This window comes from Leclercia sp. LSNIH8 (assembly GCF_002920195.1).
Lineage (GTDB): Bacteria > Pseudomonadota > Gammaproteobacteria > Enterobacterales > Enterobacteriaceae > Enterobacter.
This window is the reverse complement of the sequence record NZ_PQJY01000002.1, coordinates 494,818-518,276: the sequence shown is the minus strand read 5'-3', so window position 1 is coordinate 518,276 and position 23,459 is coordinate 494,818. Positions and strand designations below refer to the sequence as shown.

The following is a 23,459-nucleotide window of genomic DNA, read 5'->3' as shown; positions in this document are numbered from 1 at the left end:
GATGCAGGGCTTGCTCGGCACTACGCTAATCCTGCTGGCGGCTTGCAGCCTGGCGGCGATGGCGACAGCGGCGTTCAGAGTGCCCGCCTTGCTGGGGTATCTCTCTGTCGGCGTTGTACTGGGCCCCTCAGTCATCGGCGTGATCGCGCCGGGGGAGACGCTGAGCTTTCTGTCCGAGCTGGGCGTGGCGCTGCTGTTGTTCATGGTCGGACTGGAATTCTCCCTCGGAGACTTCTGGCTCGCCCGCAGGACGGTGCTGATGGCGGGCGCTCTGCAGATGATCGCCGTGGCCCCGCCGCTGATCCTGCTATTGATGTGGCTGGGGCAGCCCGGCCAGAGCGCCGCGCTGCTCGGCACTGCGGCGGCCATGTCGTCCACGGCGCTGGTCAGCCGACAACTGGCCGACCAAGGCGAGCTCACCACCCGCCACGGACGCAGTGCCATCGCCGTGCTGGTCTTTCAGGACCTGGCCAGCGTGCCCCTGCTGGCCTTGCTGGCGATCTGGGCGCGCGGCGAGTCGCCGAAGATCGAGCATGTGCTGCTCGAAGTATTCGGTGTGCTGCTGCTGTTCGCAGCAGCGGCCCTCGCCTCGCGCCGTCTGTTGCATGGCCTGCTGGGCTGGGTGGCGCGGCGGGGCCACGAGGAATCGTTCGTGCTCGTCTCCTTGTGCGTGGTGGTGGCCGCCGCCGCCGCTGCGCACGCGGTCGGCGTATCTGCCGCCCTGGGGGCCTTCCTCGCCGGGATGGTGCTGGGCGAGAGCGACTTTCGGCACCACATGGAAAGCCACCTCAGGCCGTTTCGCGATGTGTTGTCGGGCGTGTTCTTCGTGACCATCGGCCTGCAACTGGACGCAGCACAGATTCTTTCGGCACCGCTGGCGGTGCTGGCGTGGCTGGTGGTGCTGGTACCGGTCAAGATCCTGCTCAATACGCTGGCTTTGCGGGCGACGCGCCTGTCCGCCCTCGATGCCTGGCGCACGGGCATAGCGTTGGGGCACGGCGGCGAGTTCGCCCTGCTGTTGTTGGGCACGGTCTTGCAGCAGCATCTGATCCCCGCGACCGTCGTCCAACCCATGCTGGTCGCGCTGGTGCTCAGCATGGCCCTGGCACCGCTACTGATCCGCCATCACGATGTACTTGCCCGGTTCTTGAGCCGCACCGGCGGCGTCATTCAGCCACCCCAGGCTGAAGAAGTCGAGATCGCCGCGCAGACGACGCGATATCGAGACCATGTCATCATTTGCGGCGCGGGCGAGCTTGGCCTGACAGTCAGCGAGATTCTTCGCCACGCCGGCGTGGCGCATCTGCTGCTGGAGGCGGACGCGCAGAAGGTCGAGGCCGCGCGTGCCGCCGGCGCGCCGGTGTTCCATGCCGATGCCAGTCGGCCCGATACCTTGCTGGCTGCCGGCTTGACGCATGCGCACTTGGTGGTGCTGACGTTCGCCCATGCCCAGCAAGCGTTGCGCATCGCCCAGGCGATTGCCGAGCACCGTCCGGCGCTGACCTTGTGGGTGTCATGCAGAAGTACGACCGCGGCCGATGCATTTCGCGCCATGCCCAACGTGCGCGTGTATCAGCAATCCTTTGCCGCAGCTATTGGGCTGGCGGAACAGGTGATGTCGACGCTTGGCATGTCGACCGAGCTGATTGAAGGACACATCAGCGCAATGCGCCGCCGTCTCGACAGCAGCCGTTTTCCAGGGAGTTCATCGTCATGAAATCAACACGCCTTAACCCATTTCAGGTCTTACGTGACCAATTGGCCATCATGAGTTTTTACGAGCGCTTCGAGCAGGTCGTCGCCCTCGTGCTGTCGGCGGTGATCGCCGTCATCATCGTGGTGTCGCTGTTCCAGCTCATCTCCATCGTCTTCACGCTGCTGGTTCTAGATGCCTTCAATCCCCTGGACCACGAGGTATTCCAGAGCGTGTTCGGCATGATCATGACGCTCTTGATCGCGATGGAGTTCAAGCATTCCATCGTGCGCGTGGCGCTGCGTCGGGACAGCATCATCCAGGTCAAGACGGTGGTCCTGATCGCGCTGATCGCACTCTCCCGCAAGTTCGTGATCCTCGACTCCGACGCGAGCCCCGCAAAGATAGCCGCGCTGGCAAGCGCCACGCTGGCTCTGGGTGCGACCTACTGGCTGCTGCGCAAGCGCGGCGACCGCGCCGCCGAGACCTCTGAGCATGACCCGTCATCATCCCAGTGATCCGCGCACGGCGCTCTTGCAACACCGCTGGCTCAACCGCCTGCAGACCGGGCTGTTGGTCCTGACCCTGGTCGGGATCGCAGCCGCAGCAGGGAGACTGCCGTTTGGGGAAGGCTGCCTGTGGCTCGCGCTGTTTGCCATTGCAGGTGCGTTGCTGCTGGAACCGGTAGCCGCGTCGGCGCTGAGCTTGCGCCTGTACCGCGTACGGGCCTTGCACCCGCAAGAAGCCCACAAGATGTGGGCCCTGTTGCGCGAGCTGCCCGCCCGTGCCGGTTTGCCCGCCACGCCGGTGCCGCACTATGTGCCCAGTGCCGTCGTCAACGCCTTCGCCACCGGATCGAAGCAGGAGGCATCGATCGCCCTCACCGATGGCCTGCTGCGCAGCCTGAGCCCACGCGAGCTGGCGGGTGTGCTCGTGCACGAGGTCGCGCACATCGCTAATGAGGATCTGCGTGTCATGGGGCTGGCGGATTCCGACAGTCGCCTCACGAGCCTACTGGCCCTGATGGGACAGATCGCGATCCTGCTCAGCCTGCCCGCGCAGCTGGTTGGCGCGGCGGAGGTCTATTGGCCTGGTCTATTGTTATTGGCCGCATCGCCCCAGCTGGCCCTGCTCGCACAGCTCGGCTTGTCTCGCGTGCGTGAGTTCGACGCTGACCGCCTTGCGGCGGAACTGACTGGCGACCCGCAGGGGCTGGCGTCCGCGCTGGCGAAAATCGAGCGGGTCAGCCGCTCCTGGCGTGCCTGGCCATGGTCGGGATGGGGCAATCCCGAGCCCTCCTGCTTGCGCACGCGTCCGGCAACGCAAGAGCGCATCGCACGCCTGCTGACGTTGGCGCCTGGGCCAGCATCAGCGTTGCCACTCCGCGCGCCCCATTTTTTGCCGGAATCCGCTTTGGCGACGCGCCCACCGCGCTGGCGCCCGAGCGGGCTGTGGCGCTGATTGCCCATCAACAGGAGACGTCTCATGGCCTATCTCGACCCGTACCAACGCCCCGCGCCGGACCGCTTCGTCCGGCGCGGGCTCTTCATCACCGCCTGCATTGCCGCGCTCATGCTGCTGTGGCAGTTTCTGCCCGCCATCGAGGCATGGTTCAGTCCGCGCGAGGCAGCAGAACGCACCGTGATGGCGCGTGGCGATCTGGCGGCGGACGAGAAAACCACCATCGAACTGTTCGAAAAATCGCGCGCCTCGGTGGTCTACATCACCACCGCGCAATTAGTACGCGATGTCTGGACGCGCAACGTGTTCTCCGTGCCGCGCGGCACTGGCTCGGGCTTCATCTGGGACGACGCCGGCCACGTCGTCACCAACTTCCACGTCATCCAGGGCGCGTCCGAAGCCACCGTCAAACTGGCCGACGGCCGCGACTACCAGGCCGCGCTGGTGGGGACGAGCCCCGCGCACGACATCGCCGTGCTCAAGATCGGCGTCGGTTTCAAGCGCCCGCCGGCCGTGCCGGTCGGCACCAGTGCCGACCTCAAGGTGGGTCAGAAGGTGTTCGCTATCGGCAACCCCTTCGGCCTGGACTGGACGCTCACCACTGGTATCGTCTCCGCGCTCGACCGCTCGTTGCCGGGAGAAGCGGGCGGCCCGGCCATCGATCACCTGATCCAGACCGACGCCGCCATCAACCCCGGCAATTCCGGTGGCCCGCTGCTCGATTCGGCTGGGCGGCTGATCGGAATCAATACCGCCATCTACAGTCCGTCTGGCGCCTCGGCCGGCATAGGCTTTGCGGTGCCGGTCGATACCGTCATGCGCGTGGTGCCGCAACTCATAAAGACCGGCAAGTACATCCGTCCGGCACTGGGCATCGAGGTGGATGAGCAGATCAACGCGCGTCTGCAGGCGCTGACCGGCAGTAAGGGCGTATTCGTATTGCGCGTGACGCCGGGCTCGGCGGCGCACAGGGCCGGGCTCGTCGGCGTCGAGGTCACCGCAGGCGGCATCGTGCCCGGCGATCGCGTTATCAGCATCGACGGTATCGCCGTCGACGACGTCACCACATTACAGGCCCGGCTAGACGACAAGAACGTTGGAGATGTTGTGGTCTTGTTAGTGGAGCGGGCCGGCAAGACTCGCGAGATGCTTGTGGAACTACAACCGGGAGTTTGATGGAAAGTGGGTCATGGATCTGCACAGCGAAGCAGCCAAGCGACTTCAGCCTTGCGCCGAACTACGAGCCCTAGCTAGGGATGGTCTGAAGTAGCCCTGTATTTCCGGCTGACTTCAGCCACTGCTGATTTTGAAAGCGGTGAACCGATCAAAAACGATCGGATCACCCGCTCATTTCGGTGCTTTCAGCCGTCGCGAGCACCTTGCGACGGCCATTTTCCGCATTACAGGCGCACCTCTCCTGCGCTTGCCAGCAAATGTCGGCGGGCCATCCATAGGTTCGACAGGGCAAACAGCGTCACTAGTTGTGCAGTGTTCCTCACCAGCCCTCGGAAACGTACCTTGGTGTAGCCGAACTGCCGCTTGATCACGCGAAACGGGGGCTCTACCTTCGCTCGCACTTGCGCCTTGGCTTTCTCGATCTTGCGCTTGGCTTTGTACAGGGCGCTGCGTTTATCGAGCATCTTGTAGGTGCTGCGGCGTGCTGCGACCTGCCAGATCACTTCTCGGTGGCATGCTCGGAGCGCTTTTCGACGCCGGTGTAGCCGGCATCGGCGCAGACGACGTTCTCGTCGCCGTGCAGCAGCTTGTCGACCTGGGTGACATCCGCCACGGTGGCTGCCGTGCCCACCACGCTGTGTACCAGCCCCGATTCATCATCAACGCCGATGTGCGCCTTCATGCCAAAGTAATACTGGTTCCCCTTCTTGGTCTGGTGCATTTCCGGGTCGCGCTTGCCGTCCTGGTTCTTGGATGAACTGGGCGCGTGGATCAGCGTAGCATCGACGATAGTCCATCTTGATAATATCGGGCCGCTCAACGCTCGGGTACGGCACGAAATCCAGCTCGACGATGCGCGTCCACTGGATGTCGTTATCCTGTCGTTCGTTGGCTTGTGGCTCCTCGTCGAGCAATGTTGGTGCTTCGATGCGGGTGACGACGAAATCCCGAAACTCTCTACTCTTGCGATCAAAGGGACGTGCCAGCGCATGCCGGTATCAACCAAAGCAAAGGGCACAATTACCCGCTCGGACTCGCCGCTGCTCATCGAGTAGTAGCGGATGGCGACGGGTCGCTTAGCGTGGATGCCTCGGCAAATCGTGGCTAACACATCCATCTTGGGAATGCTTAGGGCTGCGGGGGATTCGCATGGTAGCAGCGCCTGCATTGAGCCGTTCACGCCATCGCCAAAACCGAGAGACAGCGCCGACAGAACGCGCAGCGATGCGTGCTCGAACAACGGTGAGAACTCCTGCCCGATGCGATAAATCTTGTTGCTACCATCGAAGGTGATGTTATGCGGCGCAATTTCCCGGTACAAAGCCAAATCGCGTGTCGCCCCTGCCGGAGCCACACCGAAGCGCTCAATCAGATCAGGGCGTCCGATCTCACCGAAGAAATAGAGCCGAAAATCGATGTAGGCCAACCTCTCGCGCTGGACCAAACTCAAGTCCTCAAGCCGCTTAGAAAGGGAACCAAGCATGAATCATCACTATAGGGAAAAAATGAATATTTAATACGGTAATCCATAAAGTGCCATGATTATAATCAAATTGATGATAATCAGCATTAATACTTATGTAACAGCAAGAATTTATGTCTTAAACGTAGACAGTCATCGTATGGGCTGATGTTTCTATACCGTTAAATTGATGCCATCCAACTATAAAACCTTGCTGCCCAATGCCCTATAGCTCCCTCAGGCAATTTGCCCTTATCCACTGTTCTGGTCTGGGGATGAGGGATATCAGAATAACCTAACGACTCAGGGACTGGGATCACAGGCAACCGTGGCTCGTCGCTTACCTTAATTCAAATTATTTTCAGATAGATATCATTCTTCTGAACATACCCGATTAACGGCAGAATCTCACGATTCTGCCGTTTTTGTATAATTTTTCAGAGGAGTAGCTAATGAACAATTCTGAAGGTTTGAAGTCGTTTCAGCAATCGCTTGCTGGCCTGCCACAGTGGGTGTCTGAACGTATATTGCAGCAGATAAATCAGTTAACCCATTACGAGCCAGTAATCGGCATTATGGGTAAGAGCGGTGCCGGTAAATCCTCACTCTGCAATGCCCTGTTTGCCAGTGAGGTATCACCGGTCAGCGATGTGGCGGCCTGTACACGTGAGCCACTGCGCTTTCGCCTGCAGGTTGGCGACCGCTATATAACGCTGATGGATCTGCCCGGCGTGGGCGAAAGTGGCGCTCGCGATACCGAGTATGCTGCGCTGTACCGCGAACAGCTTCCTCGCCTCGACCTGGTACTGTGGCTGATTAAGGCCGATGACCGGGCGCTGACGGTGGATGAACATTTTTATCATCAGGTGATTGGAGAGGTATACCGGCATAAGGTGCTGTTTGTTATCAGCCAGTCGGATAAGGCCGAACCTACCAGCGGTGGGGGACAGTTGTCCACGGCGCAGAAGCAGAATATCAGCCGCAAAATCTGCCTGCTGCATGAGCTGTTCCAGCCCGTCCATCCGGTGTGTGCTGTGTCGGTCCGTCTACAATGGGGGCTTAAGGTGATGGCCGAGCGGATGATTAAGTGCCTGCCACGTGAGGCCACCAGCCCGGTGGTGTCGCAACTCCATCCTTCCTTTCGCACGACGGTAGTCCGGGAACAGGCTCGTAGCGATTTTGGTGAAACCGTCGGGGCCGTACTCGATAGCATCAGTGCCTTTCCCCTGATACCCGCCCCTGTGCGGGCCGTCATTCAGGCCGTGCGCACCACCGTGGTCTCTGTGGCCCGCGCCGTCTGGGATTTCTTCTTCTGAGTATTTAATCCATCCCTGTTATTTCCCTGACCCTGTCGCCGATGCGACGGGGATCCCCTTTATTTGTTTTCCCGTTATGAGGAGTCTGCTTATGACCCGTCTGGCTTCGCGCTTTGGCGCTGCAAACATTATTCGTCGTGACCGTCCGTTAACCCGCGAGGAGCTGTTTCGCGTGGTGCCCAGTGTGTTCAGCGAGGACAAACATGAATCCCGTAGTGAACGCTACACCTATATACCCACCATCTCCTTGCTGGACAGCCTGCAGCGAGAAGGCTTCCAGCCATTCTTTGCCTGTCAGACCCGTGTGCGTGATCCGGAGCGTCGCGAACACACCAAGCATATGCTGCGTCTACGGCGTGAGGGACAGATAACCGGTAAGCAGGTGCCGGAAATAATCCTGCTCAACTCTCACGATGGCAGCAGTTCGTACCAGATGCTGCCGGGACTATTTCGTGCGGTTTGTCAGAACGGGCTCGTCTGCGGTGAGTCGTTTGGCGAGGTGCGGGTGCCACACAAGGGGGACGTGGTGAGTCAGGTGATTGAAGGCGCGTATGAGGTGCTGGGGATTTTTGACCGGGTGGAGGAGAAACGGGATGCCATGCAGTCGTTGCTGTTGCCACCCCCGGCACAGCAGGCACTGGCAAAAGCCGCCCTCACATACCGCTTTGGTGAAGACCACCAGCCGGTGACTGAATCGCAGATCCTCTCCCCTCGCCGCTGGCAGGATGAGAGCAATGACCTGTGGACCACGTACCAGCGTATTCAGGAGAACCTGATTAAGGGCGGGCTCAGTGGCCGTAATGCCAAAGGAGGACGGTCACATACCCGTGCCGTTCGCGGTATCGACGGGGACGTGAAACTTAACCGGGCACTGTGGGTGATGGCGGAAGCCCTGCTCACGCAACTGCAGTGACCGTTTAATGTTGCTGCTTTGTTAATATCGGACACCACCTGTCCGCATCGCACCGTGCTGACGGTCCTCACTCACCGAGGGAAGGCCTGTAACCCCCGCTGCCTCTGGCTTTTGCAGAAATGAAAAATAGTTTCTGTGGTGTCCATACCCTGTCCGACCCCCTCTTTAAAGTAATCACATCATTTTCAGTCAGTTAACTTTCACGGAGAACGTCTCATGACACAGGCAGAACGCCGCCATGACCGGCTGGCTGTCAGGCTGTCACTGATAATCAGCCGTCTGGTGGCAGGGGAAACGCTGAGTGTGCGTAAGCTTGCCGCTGAGTTTGGTGTGTCGGTGCGCACGCTGCGGCGTGATTTTCGTGAGCGGCTGATGTATCTGGACCTGGAGTATCAGTCCGGATATTGCCGCTTACGCACTGCGGGCAGTGAGACGCAGATGGTGCCCGACGTGCTTATCTTTGCCCACCGCAGCGGGATGGCCGGTCTTTTCCCTGGCTTTGACCGTCGTCTGGTAAACGCACTGCTGATGTGCGATGAGTCTCCCTGCGTAATCGCACCCGCCAGTCCGGCTCCTTCGCCATCAGGCGCATTGTCTTTCTGGCGACTGATTCAGGCCATTACCGGGCGCAGGCGGGTGACTCTGATTGCCGAGGGGCAGCGCTGTGAGCGGCTGGCTCCCTGCCGGTTACTTATCCACCAGCAGGCCTGGTATCTGGTGGCAGAGCACGACGGACATATCGCCGTATTCTCCCTGGATGAAATCCATCTGGTTCAGCCCCTGCAGGAGACTTTCCGGCGTAACGACAGTCTGTGTCGTCTTGTTGAAGACCCGGGCTTTATTCAGTCCTTACCCCATTTTCGCTTTATCCAGCAGTCACTGCTTACGTTTGTTCCGGCCGACAGCCCACCAGAATAGCGTAAGCGTTGTTATCAACCCGGCAACAGGGAGGAGCCCTATGCCCGTTATTGCCATTATCGCCATTGTTGTCATCGTCATCATTCTGAACAAAACCGGGGTGTCCGACAGTCTCGCGGCCCTGACCCTTGCCACTGTTGCCGCACTGCTGACGGGAGGTGGCGCAGCCGGTGCTGCCAGTGTCGCGCTGACACCGTTCGTCGGCGTGCCGGTGGGTATTTTCGTGGGCATTTATGTCTTTGCCAAAGTGGTTCGTCTGATTTCAGGAAAAAAATAATGAAACGTAAAACACTGCCTCTGCTGGCGCTGGTTGCCACCACTCTGTTTCTCATCGCATGCGATGACAGAAGTGATGACCTGAAGGCCATCAGTAAATTTAAGGACCTCACCCCACCGCGTTTCAGTGATGTGGTCAGCCACCAGGATGATGTCAGCGAAGAATGGTCACAGGTTGACTACTTATCCGGTCCCACCTTGCAGGTTTTACGTACCCGCCAGTCGCCCGATGGCTGCGAGGATGGCAGTTACTACTACCTCGTGGATATGCAGGAAAAAACCGTCCAGCCACTGATGAATGCGCTGTGTATTGCCGATAACATCAAACTGGAATACCAGGAGGTGACGGACCCGTATACCAAAGAAAAATACTTTGAGTACGCCCATGACGGCAAACTGATGGGGCGACTGCTGATACCCTCAAACCCTGAGAACTAGGAATAAAACAACGACAAAGGAGACAAGAATGACAATACTTTCACTAAGTCGGTTTATGCTGGCGGGTGTACTGCTCGCGAGCTTTAATGCCTCTGCTATCCCGGGGTTCTGGCAGCAGGGTTACGGTCAGGGCAATACGGAATACAGCGTGACCGAAGCCAGCGGAAAGACGTTTACCATCAACTGCACAGGGAACCCGGACCAGAATGGTTTCTATCAGCATTCAGTCTTTCTTACCCTTGCCGATGACAAGATGGTCAGTTCGCACGATGACGACACTACTATCACCGTAGTGATGGATCACCAGCAGTACATTATTCCGTCCAGCCTGGGCTGGCGTAACGGCGATAACGCCTGGTTTGACTTCATCAGCAATATCTCTGAGGCCGGGCAGTTCGACGTCTACGTCAATGACCACAAAGCAGGGACCTTCACTGCGGACCGGAAGAACGCTGAGAAAGTTCTGTCCACTCTCGGAGACTGCAGCAACGACTGATAGTAGTATCTTCCCCAGCAAATCCACCCCGACAGCTAGCAGGCTGCCGGGGTTTTCTTTTATCAGGAGCCCGAAAATGACCCAATCCGTGTTGCTGCCACCGGGGCCTTTCACCCGGAGACAAGCGCAAGCGGTCACTACCACGTACAGCAATATCACACTCGAAGACGACCAGGGCAGTCACTTCCGTCTGGTGGTTCGTGATACTGAAGGCCGGATGGTCTGGCGGGCATGGAACTTTGAGCCGGATGCCGGTGAAGGTCTTAACCGCTATATCCGCACCTCAGGCATCCGTACAGACACGGCCACCCGCTGATCGCGAAGCATTTACCCGCATTCACCTCCCCGAACACACTTTATATCCCCATACGCCAGCCATCGCCGCTGGCGTTTTTATTGACGGAGACATACCCATGACAACACAGACGCAGCACGACCTCGCACCCGCTAACCAACCCGAATTTGAACTGACCGTCACGCCGGTCCCCGATGAACAGCGTATCGATTTCTGGCCACAGTACTTTGGCGCTATCCCGCAGTGGCTACTCCTGGAGCCGCATATCTTCGCCTGGATGGACCGCTTCTGTGAGGGCTACAGCGGTGGTATCTGGTCGTTCTACACCCTCAGCAATGGCGGCGCATTTATGTCCCCCGAGCCTGACAACGATGAGACATGGCGTCTGTTTAACTGCCTGAACGGTAACGATGCCCAAATGAGTGCAGAAGCAGCAGGTATTGCTGTCTGCCTGATTGCGTATAGCCACCATGCCTGCCGTACAGAATGTGACGCGATGACCGCACACTATTACCGCCTGCGGGAGTATGCCATGCAACATCCAGAGGCTCACGCCATTCTGCGTATTATCGACTGACCGAAGGAGCAACAGATGAAACAGCTTTCCTTTTTACCCGGCGAGATGACGCCACAGGACCGGCGTCTCATTCAGCGGGCGCTCAGGGCTCTGGACCGCCACCTGCATGAGCCCGGCGTAGCCTTCACCTCTACCCACGCCGTACGTGAATGGCTGCGACTGCATATGGCCGCGCTTGAGCGGGAAGAGTTCCGGGTGTTGTATCTGGACAACCAGAATCAGTTGATTGCCCATGAAACGCTCTTCACCGGCACGATTAACCGCACCGAGGTGCATCCCCGGGAGGTGGTCAAACGTGCTCTGCACTTCAACGCGGCGGCGGTGATACTCGCGCATAACCATCCTTCCGGCGAGACGACACCTAGCCAGGCCGACAAAACCCTCACGCAGCGACTGGTTCAGGTGCTTCAGCTGGTGGATATCCGCGTCCCTGACCACCTGATTGTCGGTGGCAGGCAAATCTATTCGTTCGCAGAACACGGTCTGTTGTGAGGTATGACATGAAAATTATCAGTAAACGCCGGGCAATGACGATATACCGCCAGCATCCTGAGTCCCGGATCTTTCGCTACTGCAGTGGAAAATATCAGTGGCACGGTAGCGTCTGCCATTACACCGGCAGGGATGTGCCGGATATCACAGGAGTCCTCGCGGTATACGCCGAACGCCGCCAGGACCGTAACGGGCCTTATGCCTGCCTAATGAGTATTACCCTGAACTGACAATAAAAGGAGAGCCGCCATGACCCACATCAACTGGGGCCTGCAGCGGGCTATCACGCCGCGCCTGGGAGCCCGTCTGGTGCAGGAGGGTAACCGACTGCACTATCTGGCTGACAGGGCCAGCATCACCGGCAGGTTCAGTGACACCGAATGCCGGAAGCTGGATGAAACATGCCCGCACTTTATCCGCCAGATGGAGTCGATGCTAACCACCGGTGAACTCAGTCCCCAACACGCCCACTGCGTCACCCTGTACCACAACGGTTTCACCTGCGAAGCCGATACTCTTGGCAGTTGCGGCTACGTATACATCGCCATTTACCCCACTCAGAGTTAATTACCTTCACGAGAGTAAACATGAAAACTTTACCTGCAACAACTCAGCGGGCGGCGAAGCCCTGCCTAGCACCCGTGGCTGTCTGGCAAATGCTACTGACCCGCCTGCTGAAACAGCACTATGGTCTCACCCTCAACGACACACCGTTCAGTGAGGAACGTGTTATACAGGAACATATCGATGCCGGAATCACGCTGGCTGATGCCGTGAATTTTCTGGTGGAAAAATACGAACTGGTGCGTATCGACAGGAAGGGATTTAACTGGCAGGAACAATCCCCTTATCTCCGGGCTGTAGACATTCTGCGAGCACGGCAGGCAACTGGCTTGTTGCGGCAAAGCCGTAAAAATTCGGTACGGTGAATATTACAGGCAGTGCTACTGGCTTTCATCACTATCCGGGGATGCTGGCAGCGAGATGAAGAGGGCAGGGTAGCAATTCCTTACCTGACCCATTACCTGACCCAAATTGCATCCAAAGAAAAAGGAGTTAGACGATTTCTCATCTAACTCCTTGTTTTATCTGGTGGCCCCTGTTGGGTTTGAACCAACGACCAAGCGATTATGAGAACCATAACGACCAACTTAAAAACAATAACTTAGTTTAAAATCAGTAATATAGGAAACCAATATCATCCTATATTGTCCAATAAACTTAAGCTGCTGCGACACTTTTGCGACATTTTAGAGGGTTGAGCTTTAACGCCTCCTCCAGGTGGTTCGGAGCAAAGTGAGCATAACGCATGGTCATTTTAATGTCGGTGTGACCGAGGATTTTTTGCAGAACCAGTATGTTTCCCCCGTTCATCATAAAATGAGATGCAAAAGTGTGTCGGAGTACGTGCGTCAGCTGCCCGGCCGGTAATTCAATTCCTGCTCTTTCGAGTGCCGATCTGAAAGCGTAATAACATGGGCTAAAAAGAGCGCCGTTTTTCTTTGGTAGTTCAGCAATGAGTTCTGAATCTAGCGGGATGGTGCGGTTGCGCTTCCCTTTCGTTTTTATAAAGGTGATCTTACCTGCCGTGATCTGGCTGCGTTTGAGCTTTTCAGCTTCTCCCCAGCGCGCGCCAGTAGATAGACAAACCCTCACTATCATTTCCAGGTCTTTTGCGGAACTACTGCGACATTCTTCTAAAAGCTTATCGATCTGCTCACCAGTCAGGTAAGCCATCTCGCTTTCTTCGGTTCTGAACTGGCGAACGTTTTCTAATGGGTTCGGTGCATCCCATTCACCGAGCCGCTTCAATTCATTAAAAACCGCGAGAAAATAAGCGTGCTCAAGGTTCATGGTGCGGGGTGAAACCTTAGTGACGCGCTTAGTTCGGGCAAAATGACCATCCAGCCTTTTAGCCCTGTAAGCTGTGAAAAGTTGGGCTGTAAATTCTGTAGCTAGGGGCGAACCCATGCACTCATTAGCCCAGAGCATGGTGCTTTTACGCTTCTCTCCATCACGTAAAGTTATCCCGTGACGTTCAAACCAGAGATGGATTAGATCCGAAAGGCGACGTTTGTCTTTACCTTGCCCAAGCCAGGGCGCGTCCTCCACTTTTTGAAGGGTGTAGGTTTCAAACGCCAGCGCCTCGCCTTTGGTGGCGAATTTTTTGCGAACACGCTTACCGTCTTTTCCGTTGCTTCTGTCTACAGTGTAAAAATCAGCAACCCATTGGCCATTGGCTAATTTTCTAACTGTCATAAATTAACCGTTAAGAATGCGCTGTTTTTGCTGCTGAAATTCCTCTTCCGTCAATATCCCTTCTTCTTTCATTTCGGCAAGACGTTCAATTTTTGACATTTGCTCATCAAAAGATTGAGTGGCTTTAGTTGGTTCTTGTTGTGGCCGCGCCGGGGTGTGAAGGGTATTTCTTGTCTCATTCACTAAATTGGTGAAAGGAATTACCGATCCCTTCATTACATTTTTAATAGTGTAATTTTGGCCGCTGGTTGAAATCATAATTTCACCTAATAACAGCCCAGTTTTACCCCCGACACTCACAATATTGCTGAGATTGATGTCAATTTGTTTAACTCCAAAAAGCATCCCCTTATCAAGGAAAATCACTCGTTTATTGGTAAGCGTAATAAGCCAGGTGTTTCCGTCCATCATCCCGCTAGCAATTGCTAATGGTTGCTCACCGGAGTTTAAAATCTCTGGAAGGTGGAAGAATTCCTTTTTTGTGCCAAACGGTACGTCAGATACCGTAGCCGCTAAGCGCTTCATCTCTTCTTTCAGTTGGTCTTTTGATGCTGTTTTGTAGTCAATCATCTTCAAATCCTTATTGTTATTTTATGGTTAGTACAACTCTGCCAAGAACTTTTATATCTTCAATTGAACAGTCGAAGGCCATTCCAACGCCACTAACCCTTACTTTTTTGATTGGTATGCGGGTAAGGGTACGAATGCTCGTTTTATCCTCGACTTCAACTAACCACTGATCGTCGTAGACCTCTGTGAAGTTCGTATCAACGATAAACTGGGTATTACCTTCAAGCACGCATATAGGTGCTGACGGTAGGGGCATGCCTGGTAAAAACGAAACTTTGTCCAGCATGTACACGCCAGATTCATAAAGCAGGCCATCGACAATCTTACGGCGCGGCATTTTCAGAATGTCGATCTCTTCATTTTCATACTTCCTTCCTTGCCCAGTGGTCAGCCATTCAAGCGTTGCCCCTGTTTCTGCCATACATCTCACAACGATATCTGCAGGGAAAAAATCACGCTTATACCGGTTAGCCAAGCTGCTGCTCGCTATTTCGAGATGATCGGCTAGCGCAAGTTTTGTGCTGAATCCATACGCCTGAATAACACGATCCAGAACGGCGGCTCCACCTTGAGAAAAGTCGATTTGTAGGCTCACGAAAGTTTTACCTTGCAAGTTTTCGCGGAGTGAGTTTAAACTTCGCTTTGTAGGTTAAAGTGAATATTGGTTAATAACAGTGGATATTGGTGTATCCCCAACCGGAGGAGTTTGCATTATGCGTCCCAACATTACAATCGTGATCCCCGATCCATACATCCCACTTGATGAATATTGTCGCCGTACTGGCATGTCCCGTAGCACTGCTGAGAACCTGATTTCATACGGAAAATTGCCAATCAAACCTAAAGGTGCACAAAAAAAAGGCTTGGTGGAAGTGAACATGGCCGCCTTAACCGTCATGGCGTTAAGCGAATGTGAAGTTTCGCTTAACGCGTAATCCAGGCTAGCAATTAGGAATTCGTGAATCATGTACGATTACAAGGTGTCCATACACAATCAACTTGATAGCGCCTGCCGGGCTTTCGCTCAGTCCCATAACCTCGAACAGCTGGCTAAATCGGTAGGGATGCGCCCGGCAACCTTGCGTTGCAAGCTGAATCCGGATCAGCCGCACCAGTTGACCCTTATCGAACTTATTGCCATCACAGACGCGACAGAAGACCCGCGCATTCTTGATGGCATGCTGCGCCAGCTGCACTGTCAGCCCTCCGTCCCGGTTAACAACGCCACTATAGGCAACATGCAATTTTGCGCACTCACCGCTGCTGCCAGCGTGGGCGCAATTGCCGGGGAAGCGGTTTCCACAGAACAGATGACCCAGGCGCGCCGAAACCAAATACTTGATCGCGCCAGTGATGCCATTCGCAGCCTCTCCCTGATCGTCTATTCCGTAGAGGCTCGTTTTCAGTCTGCCCCTGTCTTTGCTGCTGCCGTGGATATCGTCACGACAAACGCAACAGGGTTGATGTGAGGGATGACAATGAAAGCTTTCGTTACGTACCTGAAAGAGCAATCACCGGCTATGCAGCTGTCCAGCGGGACTACTGGCTGGATTGAGTTACCAAACGGACAGCGCTGGAACCCTGGACACCAGTACAAATTCAATGGTCGCTTGCCTCGCCGTCCGTGGTGGCAGCGTATTAGCCACCGTCTGACTGGGGGAAGTTATGGCCATTAATACCGAGCAGCAAAAACGCGGGCTGGAGCAGTTGAGAAATATCCGCCGCAAATATTTCAGTAGCAGCAGTGAGGCTGCTGATTGGTGGGACAAGCTGAACCCGGAATGGCGCGGCGTTGTTTTGCATGCGGCTGCAGTCGCTTCCGGTTTGGACGTTTTTAAAGCCCACTTGTGTAAGTGCAGCTGGCGGGAATTGTTCGAACGCCTCGACTACCGGTCAATGATCCAGTTGCGTCAGGGTATTTCCAGGGCGCGAATGACGTTTGAGGGTTTCGGCAGTTTGCGTGACAGCGATTTTTCATCACGAACAGCAAGCCGGCCAATCAAAAAAGCCCGTCCTGTCAGCAGTGGAAACGGGGTTCAGATGATTATCGCACCACACATCGTTCAGAAGATGCAACAGCAGGGGAATCACTAATGCCAGTAATTTCAGTAGATAGCGGAATTTTTAACAAGGAGCTGAATGCCTGGGGAGTTCCGCATAATTACACCCAGCTTTTTTTATCTAAAAGCGTTGTTAAACATGGCCGTGTCGCACTACATCCGTTTTTCTTTAACGACACTGAGCACTTGACCATCCAGCGTCACTGGCTCGCTATCAATGCCGCGTTCTGGTGCAGCGTTTACCGTGAAGCCGAAAGCCAATATGCCCAGATGGAGGCGTTAGCCAGTATCCGATCCGTTTTTTACATGGCGGGTGCTTTGGGAGTTGGTGAAGTTAAGGCGCTTATCCAGGAGTGGTGGCGCAAAACCTACGAGCTGCATCAGATTCCTGCGCCGAGCTATTCAGCCGCACCCGTTACCGTTTCTTACCACTAAATAAACCTCTGAATTTTTGGCCACCTTACCAGTGGCCGGGGATTCTTTTGCCTTAAGGAAACCAAAATGCACATGACACGTAATGATTCACTCGTCGCAAAAAGCAGTTCTGACCTGCTTTCCATGCTGGCAAAAGCCACGAAAGAAGGTAAGGCCGCAGCTGCTGATCTGTGTTCTACACGTCTGGATAAGCTGGCCACACATGCAGCCAACGAAGGTTTAAGCGCGGCGGAGATTGTTGAGTTGCTGCGTGAAGAGGCCGCCGCCATTTGCAGCAAAGGCGGTGCGGCATGGCAATAAAAACTCCTTTGAAATGGGTTGGCAGTAAAGTTCGCCTCATGCCGCAACTGCGTCACCATCTCCCGGAAGGTAAGCGCCTGGTTGAGCCGTTCGCAGGTTCGTGCGCCGTCATGATGAACACGGACTATGACGAATATCTGATCGCTGATGTGAACCCGGATTTAGTCAACCTGTATAAGGTTATGGCTTTCGACACTGACGCGTTTCTTAGCGAGCTGGAGATCCTGTTTTCTGCCGGGGCGCTGGGTGATACAGAGAATCGTGCTGTTTATTACTACGCGGTTCGGGACGCTTTCAATATGTCTAGCCGGGCTTTTGGTGACGAAAGAGTGGATGCTGCGGCGCGTTTCATGTTCCTGAACCGCCACTGCTTCAATGGCCTGTGTCGTTACAATCGCCGCGGTCAGTTCAACGTGCCGTTTGGTAAGTACAAAAAGCCCTATTTCCCTGCTGATGAAGTGCGTGCGTTCGCTGAAAAGGCGAAGCGTGCAACGTTCATTGCCGCTCACTATGCCGAAACGCTGGATTTGGTGCGTGATGGTGATGTGGTCTATTGCGATCCCCCATACCTGACAGAGGCGGGGAATTTCACCGCTTACACTGAGGGCGGTTTTTCTCACATGGATCAGGGCAGGCTGGCGCGCAAGCTGCGTCGCCTTGCGCGGAAGGGTATCAGTGTCGTGGCATCCAACAGCGATGTGGAGGCTGTGCATTATCTCTATGCCGGTTTTGAGGTTATCCGCCTTAATGCCCCTCGCAGTGTTGGTGCAGCAGCTGCAAGCCAGAAAGTCGCGCCAGAGCTGATCCTAAAGTCACCGCTTGATTCTATTGCGAAGGCTTGCGCATGACGCTGGCAGTTAATGGGCAACACCACGCCGTCGATGCCTGGCGGCGTGAAACCTTTGCGCCGGGCACGCCAGCGGATGCGACGATAACAGAGCGGCGCCTGTGGGCTGTTAACCCTCATGATTACGATTTCCGATCACAATACCTTCACGAAATACCCGACTGGCTGGCCGGGTATTTTGGCAACCGCTACGAAAAAATCTTTAATGGAAAAGACGGCCGTCGCCGTGCCAATGCGTTTCTGCGCCGTACTATCGGACAGAACGTATTGCCACGCCTGCGGAAAGTTACTGCCAGGTACGCACTGGCCGGTGATGCTCTCGATCTCCCCTTCGGCAAATCACTCTCACGTCTGCCGTCCCTTGACCGCCCGGAGCTGAAAAAGTTGGCCGGGCGTGTTTCTTCCTGGTTGTCTCAGGCGTTCTGCGACTTTAGCGAAACGCTCGACGGTGCCACAAAGGATGATGCTGAGGTTGCGCGGCGTGTTGGCCGGGCATTCGTTCACCTGGGTGAGCTGGTGCAGACCATCAATTTCACCGCGCCTTACTGGGGTTCCTTCAAAGCGGATAAGCTGACGGAGCGTCAGGCTTATTCCGGCATCCTTCGAATGATGGCACCAGAGTGGTGGTATCTGCGCCTCAAGCGCGCCCGTGATCTACAGCGCGAACATCTGGCCATTGCCGTAGGGCAGGTACAGAAAACGGCGAGTGCGTATGTTTCACGTAAGACCCTGGGCGAATGGATAGACCAGAAAAAGCGTAATACAGAGTTCTTCAAAAAGTTCGACCTGATAAATGAGGACGGGGATCGTGTTTCGCTCGCAGACATGGTTTACGGCAGCGTGGCCAATCCGGCCATTCGTCGCTGTGAACTGATGGTGCGGATGCGCGGCTTTGAAGATATTGCCAACGAGCAGGGGCTTGCCGGGGAGTTTTACACTATCACCGCGCCGTCCCGTTACCACGCGGTACACAGCAAGGGTGGCTTTGTCGGTCAGTGGAACGGCTGTAATCCTCAGGATACCCAGAAATATTTATGCGGGGTCTGGGCTAAATGCCGGGCAGCGATCTCCCGTGCTGGCATTCACGTTTTTGGTTTCCGGGTGGTAGAGCCTCACCACGATGGAACACCACACTGGCACATGCTGCTATTCATGCGCCCGCAGGACGTCGATGCCGTGCGCGATATTCTTTGCTATCACGCCCGTGCAGCGGACTCCGAAGAACTGCAATCACTCAACGCGCTAAAGGCGCGTTTTCACGTTGAGCCTATCGATCCAGAGAAAGGCAGCGCCACGGGCTACATCGCCAAATACATCAGTAAAAACATCGACGGTTTTGCGCTGGATGGCGAGCAGGATGAAGAAACCGGGGAGAGCCTGCGTGATATGGCTAAATCCGTTTCTGCGTGGGCTTCCCGCTGGCGTATTCGACAGTTCCAGCAAATTGGTGGTGCCCCGGTGACTGTATGGCGTGAACTGCGCCGCCTGGGCGATCAGCGCCTGACTGATAGCCGGATGGATGCCGTACTTGCTGCTGCTGATGTGGGTGACTGGGCTGCGTATACCCAGTTGCAGGGTGGTGCGCTGGTTGCCCGTCGTGATCTGGTTGTTCGCCTGGCATATGAAATCACCGAGCAGGGCAACGAGTACGGGGAGGATGTGCAGCGCGTTCAGGGTATCTATTCGCCTTTGATCCCTGAGTCTGAGGTTTGCACACGTCTGATGAAGTGGCAGAAGGTTGCGAAGTTGGCCGAAGCGCCAGCGGAGGCTGGTTTTTCTGGCGGCAGCGCCGCCCCTTGGAGTTCTGTCAATAACTGTACGGAGGGTGGAACCCGGAGGCGATTAAAGCTGGAACTGAATCAGCGGGGTTTCGCTGGAAGTGATGAGGAAGTGGACATTTTGCTGCGCGGTAGCGGGTTAATTTTTGGTGCGACAGCACTGATTTACCGACACGAAAGGTTGCAGGAGAAGCGAAGTAAGCCAGAGCAAGAAATGTGGCCTGGCTGGGGTTAGAAATTGTAAGTCGTTGGTTAATAAAATTTAACTTTACAACGTGCCTAAAATTTTATTCACAAAAGATGCTTTAGAGTGTACTGTATGTTTATACAGTTATTTCTGCAGGGGTAAGCTGATGGAGCTGGTAGAAGTTGCAGCACGTGCCGAATTTATAGAGTTATTATCGAAGGTTGCATTGATTGAGAATGTGACTCGTCGGGAGCAGCAAATTGCGTTGGTATTGATCGGTGAATGGGCTGGAGAAATTAGCAAAGAAATAAAAAAGCCCCACGTTGGGGGCTCAGTTGGAAGCGGTTTTCAGTAGGTCCAGTGTCATTTGCTTTTGCTGTGGTGACAGTTTGCTGATCAGCTGCTGCAACATAGCATCACCCGATTTTGCGCTTGGGCTGAGCGTATGGGAGAACGTCAGGTTCATCACAAAAGTGTGGCCACACTCTACGTCAGCGCAAGCGCAATAAATATCAGCAATTTCCCTGTGTTTTCTATTCGTTTTTTTGATTATTGCTTTAGAACCGCAGTCGGGGCATTCAATTTTCAATACGCGCACTTTCCATGCTCCAAACGATTTCGGATGCCTGGATTTTAAACTGTTTTTCCTCATGCCGCACCGTTTCCCGTTCCGTTAGCAAAATTAAGTCGCAGATTTAGCGGGATTTCCTTGTCGCTGTTGATCGCCTCCATAAAACGACGTTGCAGCGGGATAACCTCACTGCGTTTGTAAATCAGTTCGGCCTTTTCCGGGTCGCCCAGTCCTCCGGCATTCTGCGCTATCTGCCCGGCCAGCCCGGCGGGGAAACGGTGGGCGTTGAGAATGTCCTGGGCGCTGATGTTCTTTACGCTGGCAAACTCATCCTTAGCTGAAATATCCCCCATCTGGATAAACTGCACTCCCTCTTTATCACCGCCTGGAATGTTCACCAGGATGGTTGAGAAGTTCCCGATCCCTTTGCTGTCACGCAGCTGGCGCTCAATCTCTTCTTCCACCTCATCGGTCATGCTCGGGTCACGGGTATAGAGAATGCCGCCCGTGTGCGCACCGTTATGGTAGTAACGGCGGCGGAAGATGACTGCTTCGCTGTTGAGTAGTGCGGAGTGGATGCCGCCGATGTAGTCCGGCAGACCGTAGATGTGCTGCTGCGGATCGTACATCCGCATAAAAATGACGTCCTCCGGCTGATAAATCAGCGGTTCGCCCTGCTGCAGTACAGCAAATTCCCCTGTTTTGCGGCGGCGGGTATACAGACCTGGCATCGGTGCGATGGATTCAACTTCACCCCAGCCGTTGCGGATTTTCACAAAGCCAACGTCGCCAAACGTGATGAAGTCAAACACGGCGGCTTCCATTTCGTCGCGGCTAAGCCCGCCGCCCTGATAGTCGCTCATCACCAGATTCTTGCGCGCATGGATGATGCCGCCGTGCTGGCCATTCAGGTTAATCAGCTGCGCCAGCGCCAGGCGGTCAATGGGAAGCGTGTAATGGTTCGCCTCGTTGTCGTACCACACATCGCTGTAGTCGGTGCCGGTAGTCAGTACCGGTTCCGGCTTGCCGAAGCGCAGAACGCTCATTTTTTTGGTGGGCTGCGGTGTGCTTTTGTCGCGTTGCCCGGCATATTTTTTCTTTCTGGTCATGCTGTTTTCTTAAGCCCCCATTTGGATTTTGGCTTGTTCTCATAGTTGAGCGGTTCGTTATGCAGGGCGTGAGTGATCGCCCAGAACGCTTCGGCGTGTCCGGTTTCCTGCGTGCGGTCTGCGACAAACGTCATGGCATTGCCGCTCTGCGTACTGGTGCGGCGAATGGCCATAAAACTGGCCGGGATCTCTTTCTGGTCTTTGTCCCATTCAATACGGCTGCTCTCCACCACGTCGCAGGCTTTGAGTACCAGCTGGTCTTTAGTGTTACGGTCATAGCGAATCGGTTTGGCCACGCGCAGGGCGAAGTGCTGGATATTTTCAAACACCCCCTGGCCTATCCCGGTAACGTCCACGCCGATATAGGTGAAGTTGTACTGCTGGAAGAGTTTCTCGATCTGCTTTGCCTGCCAGCGGAAGTTCATTCCTTTCCAGCTGAACACCCGCAGCACGCGGTATTTTTCAGGTGCCAGAATGGGTGGGGCAACGATGACGAAACACGACAGGTCGCCGCTGCGCGCAGGGTCGAATCCGCCCCAGACCGGGCGATCACCAAATGGCCGGGCAGCGTCCGGGTTGTGATCCTGCCAGGTATCCGTTTCCACGGCGCAGGCTTCCAGGTCGGAGAACCTGAAAACGCTGTCTTTGCTGTCAACGAATACGCACATATACAGCATGCTGAACGTGGTTTCGTTGTACCGGTTGCGCAGGCGGTCAATGCTGGCCAGGTTAAACCCGCCGTTGATCGCATCTTCCAGTGTGATGACGTAGCGCCACTGGCCATCGGGGCAGGAGCGGCCACCGTCGCGCAGTTCGTCGAACGTCGGGAACGGCACGTGGGCGCGTTTCTTGCTGCCCTGTTTCCACTCTTCGCCCGTCCAGAACGGGTACGCCTGGTGCGTTTTGGCAGATGGTGTGGAAAAGTAGGTGGTGCGCCATTTGTCGTGGGTGGCCATTGCGGAAGCGACTTCGTTCAGCTTCGCAAAGTTCGGCACCCAGAAATATTCATCACAGTACAGGTGGCCGCTGTAGGACTGCGCGGTGTTTTTATTGGTGGAGAGGAAGCGCAGCTCTGCGCCGTTGCTCAGGCGGATCGGGTTGCCCGTCAGGGTGATGCCAAAATACTGCTGCGCAATGTTGACGATGTAGCTGCGGAACACCTCGGCCTGCGGGCGTGACGCTGACAGGAAGATTTGCGGATCGCCCGTCATAACGGCATTTTCAAACGCCTCATACGCGAAATACCAGGTCGCCCCGATCTGGCGGCTTTTCAGGATATTACGGATTTGCTGGGCGATATTCAGGCGCAAATGCTTCTGATAGCCGAACAGGTTTTCTTCTGCAAAGGCGTCGAAATCTTCCTGCGTCAGCCCCGAAATATCATTCTTACGGTACTGGCGCTTTTTCCGTGGCTGGTCGTCGTCCTCATCGCCGCCGCCCTGGTCGCGGCGTTTACCCTGGCTTTCTGCCAGCTTCTCTTTGTGCTTATTACTCTGGGCGCGCAGCTTCGTGGCGTGAGCAATCAGCATGTCCATTTCTTTGAGTTCGAGATCGGTCTTTTCGTTTCGCCCGGCAAGCAGCTGGTAGCGGCGCTCAATCGCTTCCTCGGTGCTTTCATGGCTTAGCAGGTCAGCCCATTGGTATTTCTCCGCCCAGTAGTAAATGATCCGCGCATTCGGCAGATTTAAATCAGCAGCAATTTCTTTTGGGGTGGCACGGCGCAGATAAAGTGCGCGGGCAACGCCTTTTAATTCTTCGGAGTATTTAGCCATAGATTTAATTATGCCGTGGCTGATTATAAAAAACGGCGGCTTTAATTCGCAGGTGTTC

General features: G+C 55.4%; 31 protein-coding genes and 2 pseudogenes. 25 read left to right on the top strand and 8 right to left on the bottom strand.

Annotated features, from left to right (window positions below; translation table 11 throughout):
• Position 1 precedes the first annotated feature (1 nt).
• Genes kefB-GI through C3406_RS07405 form a run of 4 tightly spaced genes read left to right on the top strand, consistent with a single transcriptional unit; the run spans position 2 to position 4,330 of the window.
• The gene (kefB-GI, locus tag C3406_RS07420) at positions 2-1,717 is read left to right on the top strand and encodes a heat resistance system K+/H+ antiporter KefB-GI (RefSeq protein ID WP_001295706.1); all 1,716 of its coding nucleotides are present in this window, start codon (positions 2-4) and stop codon (positions 1,715-1,717) included.
• Positions 1,714-2,211: a heat resistance protein PsiE-GI gene (psiE-GI, locus tag C3406_RS07415; RefSeq protein ID WP_016154556.1), complete on the top strand. Its 498-nt coding sequence runs from the start codon at positions 1,714-1,716 to the stop codon at positions 2,209-2,211. Before kefB-GI ends, psiE-GI begins: the two co-directional genes overlap by 4 nt.
• Positions 2,189-3,154 carry a zinc metalloprotease HtpX gene (locus C3406_RS07410; RefSeq protein WP_016154555.1) on the top strand — a complete coding sequence of 322 codons (966 nt, stop codon included), beginning with the start codon at positions 2,189-2,191 and terminating at the stop codon, positions 3,152-3,154. Before psiE-GI ends, C3406_RS07410 begins: the two co-directional genes overlap by 23 nt.
• A 24-nt stretch (positions 3,155-3,178) precedes the next feature.
• Entirely contained in the window at positions 3,179-4,330 is a 1,152-nt protein-coding gene (locus tag C3406_RS07405) for a S1C family serine protease (RefSeq protein ID WP_000323729.1), read from the top strand.
• A 224-nt stretch (positions 4,331-4,554) separates the two neighbouring features.
• Here the strand turns inward: C3406_RS07405 and C3406_RS07400 are convergent.
• Positions 4,555-5,129: pseudogene (locus tag C3406_RS07400) on the bottom strand (IS5 family transposase); the annotation flags it as partial.
• 237 nt (positions 5,130-5,366) lie between these two features.
• Positions 5,367-5,813: pseudogene (locus tag C3406_RS26785) on the bottom strand (BrxR family helix-turn-helix transcriptional regulator); the annotation flags it as partial.
• Between the two features lie 431 nt (positions 5,814-6,244).
• Between C3406_RS26785 and C3406_RS07390 the strand changes: the two are divergent.
• The 12 genes from C3406_RS07390 to C3406_RS07335 all read left to right on the top strand — a co-directional run bounded on the left by C3406_RS07390 (position 6,245) and on the right by C3406_RS07335 (position 12,442).
• Positions 6,245-7,108 carry a GTPase family protein gene (locus tag C3406_RS07390; protein WP_016154552.1) on the top strand — a complete coding sequence of 288 codons (864 nt, stop codon included), beginning with the start codon at positions 6,245-6,247 and terminating at the stop codon, positions 7,106-7,108.
• A gap of 91 nt (positions 7,109-7,199) precedes the next feature.
• The gene (locus C3406_RS07385; protein ID WP_001548153.1) at positions 7,200-8,021 is read left to right on the top strand and encodes a DUF932 domain-containing protein; all 822 of its coding nucleotides are present in this window, start codon (positions 7,200-7,202) and stop codon (positions 8,019-8,021) included.
• Positions 8,022-8,237: 216 nt separating this feature from the next.
• Positions 8,238-8,939, top strand: a complete 702-nt coding sequence (locus C3406_RS07380) for a DeoR family transcriptional regulator (RefSeq protein WP_001581462.1) — start codon at positions 8,238-8,240, stop codon at positions 8,937-8,939.
• A 40-nt stretch (positions 8,940-8,979) separates the two neighbouring features.
• Entirely contained in the window at positions 8,980-9,216 is a 237-nt protein-coding gene (gene ypjK, locus C3406_RS07375; RefSeq protein ID WP_001144031.1) for a protein YpjK, read from the top strand.
• On the top strand, positions 9,216-9,653 hold the full coding sequence (locus C3406_RS07370; RefSeq protein ID WP_016154551.1) for a YfjS/YafY family lipoprotein: 438 nt from the start codon (positions 9,216-9,218) through the stop codon (positions 9,651-9,653). Before ypjK ends, C3406_RS07370 begins: the two co-directional genes overlap by 1 nt.
• A gap of 28 nt (positions 9,654-9,681) precedes the next feature.
• Complete coding sequence (ykfB, locus tag C3406_RS07365; RefSeq protein WP_001547765.1) at positions 9,682-10,149, top strand: protein YkfB; 468 nt, start codon at positions 9,682-9,684, stop codon at positions 10,147-10,149.
• Between the two features lie 76 nt (positions 10,150-10,225).
• Positions 10,226-10,465: a DUF905 domain-containing protein gene (locus C3406_RS07360; RefSeq protein ID WP_000194654.1), complete on the top strand. Its 240-nt coding sequence runs from the start codon at positions 10,226-10,228 to the stop codon at positions 10,463-10,465.
• A 97-nt stretch (positions 10,466-10,562) separates the two neighbouring features.
• Entirely contained in the window at positions 10,563-11,021 is a 459-nt protein-coding gene (locus C3406_RS07355) for an antirestriction protein (RefSeq protein WP_000211838.1), read from the top strand.
• A 15-nt stretch (positions 11,022-11,036) separates the two neighbouring features.
• A complete protein-coding gene (locus tag C3406_RS07350; RefSeq protein WP_000811693.1) occupies positions 11,037-11,513 on the top strand; it encodes a JAB domain-containing protein in 477 nt (158 codons plus the stop codon).
• 8 nt (positions 11,514-11,521) lie between these two features.
• On the top strand, positions 11,522-11,743 hold the full coding sequence (locus tag C3406_RS07345) for a DUF987 domain-containing protein (RefSeq protein ID WP_001548171.1): 222 nt from the start codon (positions 11,522-11,524) through the stop codon (positions 11,741-11,743).
• A gap of 19 nt (positions 11,744-11,762) precedes the next feature.
• Positions 11,763-12,080 (top strand): type IV toxin-antitoxin system YeeU family antitoxin, encoded by a 318-nt coding sequence (locus C3406_RS07340; protein WP_006812013.1) that lies wholly within the window; start codon positions 11,763-11,765, stop codon positions 12,078-12,080.
• 20 nt (positions 12,081-12,100) lie between these two features.
• Positions 12,101-12,442 (top strand): TA system toxin CbtA family protein, encoded by a 342-nt coding sequence (locus C3406_RS07335; RefSeq protein ID WP_006812012.1) that lies wholly within the window; start codon positions 12,101-12,103, stop codon positions 12,440-12,442.
• Between the two features lie 292 nt (positions 12,443-12,734).
• Here C3406_RS07335 and C3406_RS07330 read toward each other — a convergent pair whose 3' ends face one another.
• Genes C3406_RS07330 through C3406_RS07320 form a run of 3 tightly spaced genes read right to left on the bottom strand, consistent with a single transcriptional unit; the run spans position 12,735 to position 14,937 of the window.
• Positions 12,735-13,772 (bottom strand): phage integrase, encoded by a 1,038-nt coding sequence (locus C3406_RS07330; RefSeq protein ID WP_103822933.1) that lies wholly within the window; start codon positions 13,770-13,772, stop codon positions 12,735-12,737.
• A 3-nt stretch (positions 13,773-13,775) separates the two neighbouring features.
• Positions 13,776-14,342 (bottom strand): PH domain-containing protein, encoded by a 567-nt coding sequence (locus C3406_RS07325; RefSeq protein WP_103822932.1) that lies wholly within the window; start codon positions 14,340-14,342, stop codon positions 13,776-13,778.
• A gap of 16 nt (positions 14,343-14,358) precedes the next feature.
• Positions 14,359-14,937, bottom strand: a complete 579-nt coding sequence (locus C3406_RS07320) for a phage repressor protein CI (protein ID WP_103822931.1) — start codon at positions 14,935-14,937, stop codon at positions 14,359-14,361.
• 118 nt (positions 14,938-15,055) lie between these two features.
• Here C3406_RS07320 and C3406_RS07315 point away from each other — a divergent pair, with 118 nt between their 5' ends.
• The 9 genes from C3406_RS07315 (at position 15,056) to C3406_RS07275 (ending at position 20,304) form a co-directional block, all read left to right on the top strand.
• Positions 15,056-15,277, top strand: coding sequence for a helix-turn-helix transcriptional regulator (locus tag C3406_RS07315; RefSeq protein ID WP_059364896.1), 222 nt, complete (start codon positions 15,056-15,058; stop codon positions 15,275-15,277).
• A 30-nt stretch (positions 15,278-15,307) separates the two neighbouring features.
• Entirely contained in the window at positions 15,308-15,811 is a 504-nt protein-coding gene (locus C3406_RS07310) for a phage regulatory CII family protein (protein ID WP_103822930.1), read from the top strand.
• A gap of 9 nt (positions 15,812-15,820) precedes the next feature.
• Entirely contained in the window at positions 15,821-16,018 is a 198-nt protein-coding gene (locus C3406_RS07305) for a phage filamentation protein Fil family protein (RefSeq protein WP_103822929.1), read from the top strand.
• Positions 16,008-16,436, top strand: a complete 429-nt coding sequence (locus tag C3406_RS07300; RefSeq protein ID WP_103822928.1) for a hypothetical protein — start codon at positions 16,008-16,010, stop codon at positions 16,434-16,436. The genes C3406_RS07305 and C3406_RS07300 overlap by 11 nt, the downstream gene beginning before the upstream one ends.
• Positions 16,436-16,837 carry a hypothetical protein gene (locus C3406_RS07295; RefSeq protein ID WP_103822927.1) on the top strand — a complete coding sequence of 134 codons (402 nt, stop codon included), beginning with the start codon at positions 16,436-16,438 and terminating at the stop codon, positions 16,835-16,837. Before C3406_RS07300 ends, C3406_RS07295 begins: the two co-directional genes overlap by 1 nt.
• 66 nt (positions 16,838-16,903) lie before the next feature.
• The gene (locus tag C3406_RS07290; RefSeq protein WP_103822926.1) at positions 16,904-17,137 is read left to right on the top strand and encodes a DUF2732 family protein; all 234 of its coding nucleotides are present in this window, start codon (positions 16,904-16,906) and stop codon (positions 17,135-17,137) included.
• The gene (locus tag C3406_RS07285; RefSeq protein ID WP_103822925.1) at positions 17,128-17,985 is read left to right on the top strand and encodes a DNA adenine methylase; all 858 of its coding nucleotides are present in this window, start codon (positions 17,128-17,130) and stop codon (positions 17,983-17,985) included. The genes C3406_RS07290 and C3406_RS07285 overlap by 10 nt, the downstream gene beginning before the upstream one ends.
• A complete protein-coding gene (locus tag C3406_RS07280; RefSeq protein WP_103822924.1) occupies positions 17,982-19,997 on the top strand; it encodes a replication endonuclease in 2,016 nt (671 codons plus the stop codon). Before C3406_RS07285 ends, C3406_RS07280 begins: the two co-directional genes overlap by 4 nt.
• 118 nt (positions 19,998-20,115) lie before the next feature.
• Positions 20,116-20,304 carry a hypothetical protein gene (locus C3406_RS07275; RefSeq protein WP_047743701.1) on the top strand — a complete coding sequence of 63 codons (189 nt, stop codon included), beginning with the start codon at positions 20,116-20,118 and terminating at the stop codon, positions 20,302-20,304.
• On the opposite strand, the gene C3406_RS07270 is transcribed toward C3406_RS07275, so the two are convergent.
• The 3 genes from C3406_RS07270 to C3406_RS07260 are packed head-to-tail and all read right to left on the bottom strand — an operon-like array spanning position 20,281 to position 23,401.
• Positions 20,281-20,601, bottom strand: a complete 321-nt coding sequence (locus C3406_RS07270) for an Ogr/Delta-like zinc finger protein (RefSeq protein WP_047743703.1) — start codon at positions 20,599-20,601, stop codon at positions 20,281-20,283. The genes C3406_RS07275 and C3406_RS07270 overlap by 24 nt on opposite strands.
• Positions 20,598-21,629 (bottom strand): phage portal protein, encoded by a 1,032-nt coding sequence (locus tag C3406_RS07265; RefSeq protein ID WP_103822923.1) that lies wholly within the window; start codon positions 21,627-21,629, stop codon positions 20,598-20,600. The genes C3406_RS07270 and C3406_RS07265 overlap by 4 nt, the downstream gene beginning before the upstream one ends.
• The gene (locus C3406_RS07260; protein ID WP_103822922.1) at positions 21,626-23,401 is read right to left on the bottom strand and encodes a terminase large subunit domain-containing protein; all 1,776 of its coding nucleotides are present in this window, start codon (positions 23,399-23,401) and stop codon (positions 21,626-21,628) included. The genes C3406_RS07265 and C3406_RS07260 overlap by 4 nt, the downstream gene beginning before the upstream one ends.
• Positions 23,402-23,459 lie beyond the last annotated feature (58 nt).

What these genes read in the sequence shown, in the direction of transcription:
- kefB-GI (WP_001295706.1), top strand. Translation starts at nt 2, where the DNA reads ATGCAGGGCTTGCTCGGCACTACGCTAATCCTGCTGGCGGCTTGCAGC.
- psiE-GI (WP_016154556.1), top strand. Translation starts at nt 1,714, where the DNA reads ATGAAATCAACACGCCTTAACCCATTTCAGGTCTTACGTGACCAATTG.
- C3406_RS07410 (WP_016154555.1), top strand. Translation starts at nt 2,189, where the DNA reads ATGACCCGTCATCATCCCAGTGATCCGCGCACGGCGCTCTTGCAACAC.
- C3406_RS07405 (WP_000323729.1), top strand. Translation starts at nt 3,179, where the DNA reads ATGGCCTATCTCGACCCGTACCAACGCCCCGCGCCGGACCGCTTCGTC.
- C3406_RS07390 (WP_016154552.1), top strand. Translation starts at nt 6,245, where the DNA reads ATGAACAATTCTGAAGGTTTGAAGTCGTTTCAGCAATCGCTTGCTGGC.
- C3406_RS07385 (WP_001548153.1), top strand. Translation starts at nt 7,200, where the DNA reads ATGACCCGTCTGGCTTCGCGCTTTGGCGCTGCAAACATTATTCGTCGT.
- C3406_RS07380 (WP_001581462.1), top strand. Translation starts at nt 8,238, where the DNA reads ATGACACAGGCAGAACGCCGCCATGACCGGCTGGCTGTCAGGCTGTCA.
- ypjK (WP_001144031.1), top strand. Translation starts at nt 8,980, where the DNA reads ATGCCCGTTATTGCCATTATCGCCATTGTTGTCATCGTCATCATTCTG.
- C3406_RS07370 (WP_016154551.1), top strand. Translation starts at nt 9,216, where the DNA reads ATGAAACGTAAAACACTGCCTCTGCTGGCGCTGGTTGCCACCACTCTG.
- ykfB (WP_001547765.1), top strand. Translation starts at nt 9,682, where the DNA reads ATGACAATACTTTCACTAAGTCGGTTTATGCTGGCGGGTGTACTGCTC.
- C3406_RS07360 (WP_000194654.1), top strand. Translation starts at nt 10,226, where the DNA reads ATGACCCAATCCGTGTTGCTGCCACCGGGGCCTTTCACCCGGAGACAA.
- C3406_RS07355 (WP_000211838.1), top strand. Translation starts at nt 10,563, where the DNA reads ATGACAACACAGACGCAGCACGACCTCGCACCCGCTAACCAACCCGAA.
- C3406_RS07350 (WP_000811693.1), top strand. Translation starts at nt 11,037, where the DNA reads ATGAAACAGCTTTCCTTTTTACCCGGCGAGATGACGCCACAGGACCGG.
- C3406_RS07345 (WP_001548171.1), top strand. Translation starts at nt 11,522, where the DNA reads ATGAAAATTATCAGTAAACGCCGGGCAATGACGATATACCGCCAGCAT.
- C3406_RS07340 (WP_006812013.1), top strand. Translation starts at nt 11,763, where the DNA reads ATGACCCACATCAACTGGGGCCTGCAGCGGGCTATCACGCCGCGCCTG.
- C3406_RS07335 (WP_006812012.1), top strand. Translation starts at nt 12,101, where the DNA reads ATGAAAACTTTACCTGCAACAACTCAGCGGGCGGCGAAGCCCTGCCTA.
- C3406_RS07330 (WP_103822933.1), bottom strand. Translation starts at nt 13,772, where the DNA reads ATGACAGTTAGAAAATTAGCCAATGGCCAATGGGTTGCTGATTTTTAC.
- C3406_RS07325 (WP_103822932.1), bottom strand. Translation starts at nt 14,342, where the DNA reads ATGATTGACTACAAAACAGCATCAAAAGACCAACTGAAAGAAGAGATG.
- C3406_RS07315 (WP_059364896.1), top strand. Translation starts at nt 15,056, where the DNA reads ATGCGTCCCAACATTACAATCGTGATCCCCGATCCATACATCCCACTT.
- C3406_RS07310 (WP_103822930.1), top strand. Translation starts at nt 15,308, where the DNA reads ATGTACGATTACAAGGTGTCCATACACAATCAACTTGATAGCGCCTGC.
- C3406_RS07305 (WP_103822929.1), top strand. Translation starts at nt 15,821, where the DNA reads ATGAAAGCTTTCGTTACGTACCTGAAAGAGCAATCACCGGCTATGCAG.
- C3406_RS07300 (WP_103822928.1), top strand. Translation starts at nt 16,008, where the DNA reads ATGGCCATTAATACCGAGCAGCAAAAACGCGGGCTGGAGCAGTTGAGA.
- C3406_RS07295 (WP_103822927.1), top strand. Translation starts at nt 16,436, where the DNA reads ATGCCAGTAATTTCAGTAGATAGCGGAATTTTTAACAAGGAGCTGAAT.
- C3406_RS07290 (WP_103822926.1), top strand. Translation starts at nt 16,904, where the DNA reads ATGCACATGACACGTAATGATTCACTCGTCGCAAAAAGCAGTTCTGAC.
- C3406_RS07285 (WP_103822925.1), top strand. Translation starts at nt 17,128, where the DNA reads ATGGCAATAAAAACTCCTTTGAAATGGGTTGGCAGTAAAGTTCGCCTC.
- C3406_RS07280 (WP_103822924.1), top strand. Translation starts at nt 17,982, where the DNA reads ATGACGCTGGCAGTTAATGGGCAACACCACGCCGTCGATGCCTGGCGG.
- C3406_RS07275 (WP_047743701.1), top strand. Translation starts at nt 20,116, where the DNA reads ATGGAGCTGGTAGAAGTTGCAGCACGTGCCGAATTTATAGAGTTATTA.
- C3406_RS07270 (WP_047743703.1), bottom strand. Translation starts at nt 20,601, where the DNA reads ATGAGGAAAAACAGTTTAAAATCCAGGCATCCGAAATCGTTTGGAGCA.
- C3406_RS07265 (WP_103822923.1), bottom strand. Translation starts at nt 21,629, where the DNA reads ATGACCAGAAAGAAAAAATATGCCGGGCAACGCGACAAAAGCACACCG.
- C3406_RS07260 (WP_103822922.1), bottom strand. Translation starts at nt 23,401, where the DNA reads ATGGCTAAATACTCCGAAGAATTAAAAGGCGTTGCCCGCGCACTTTAT.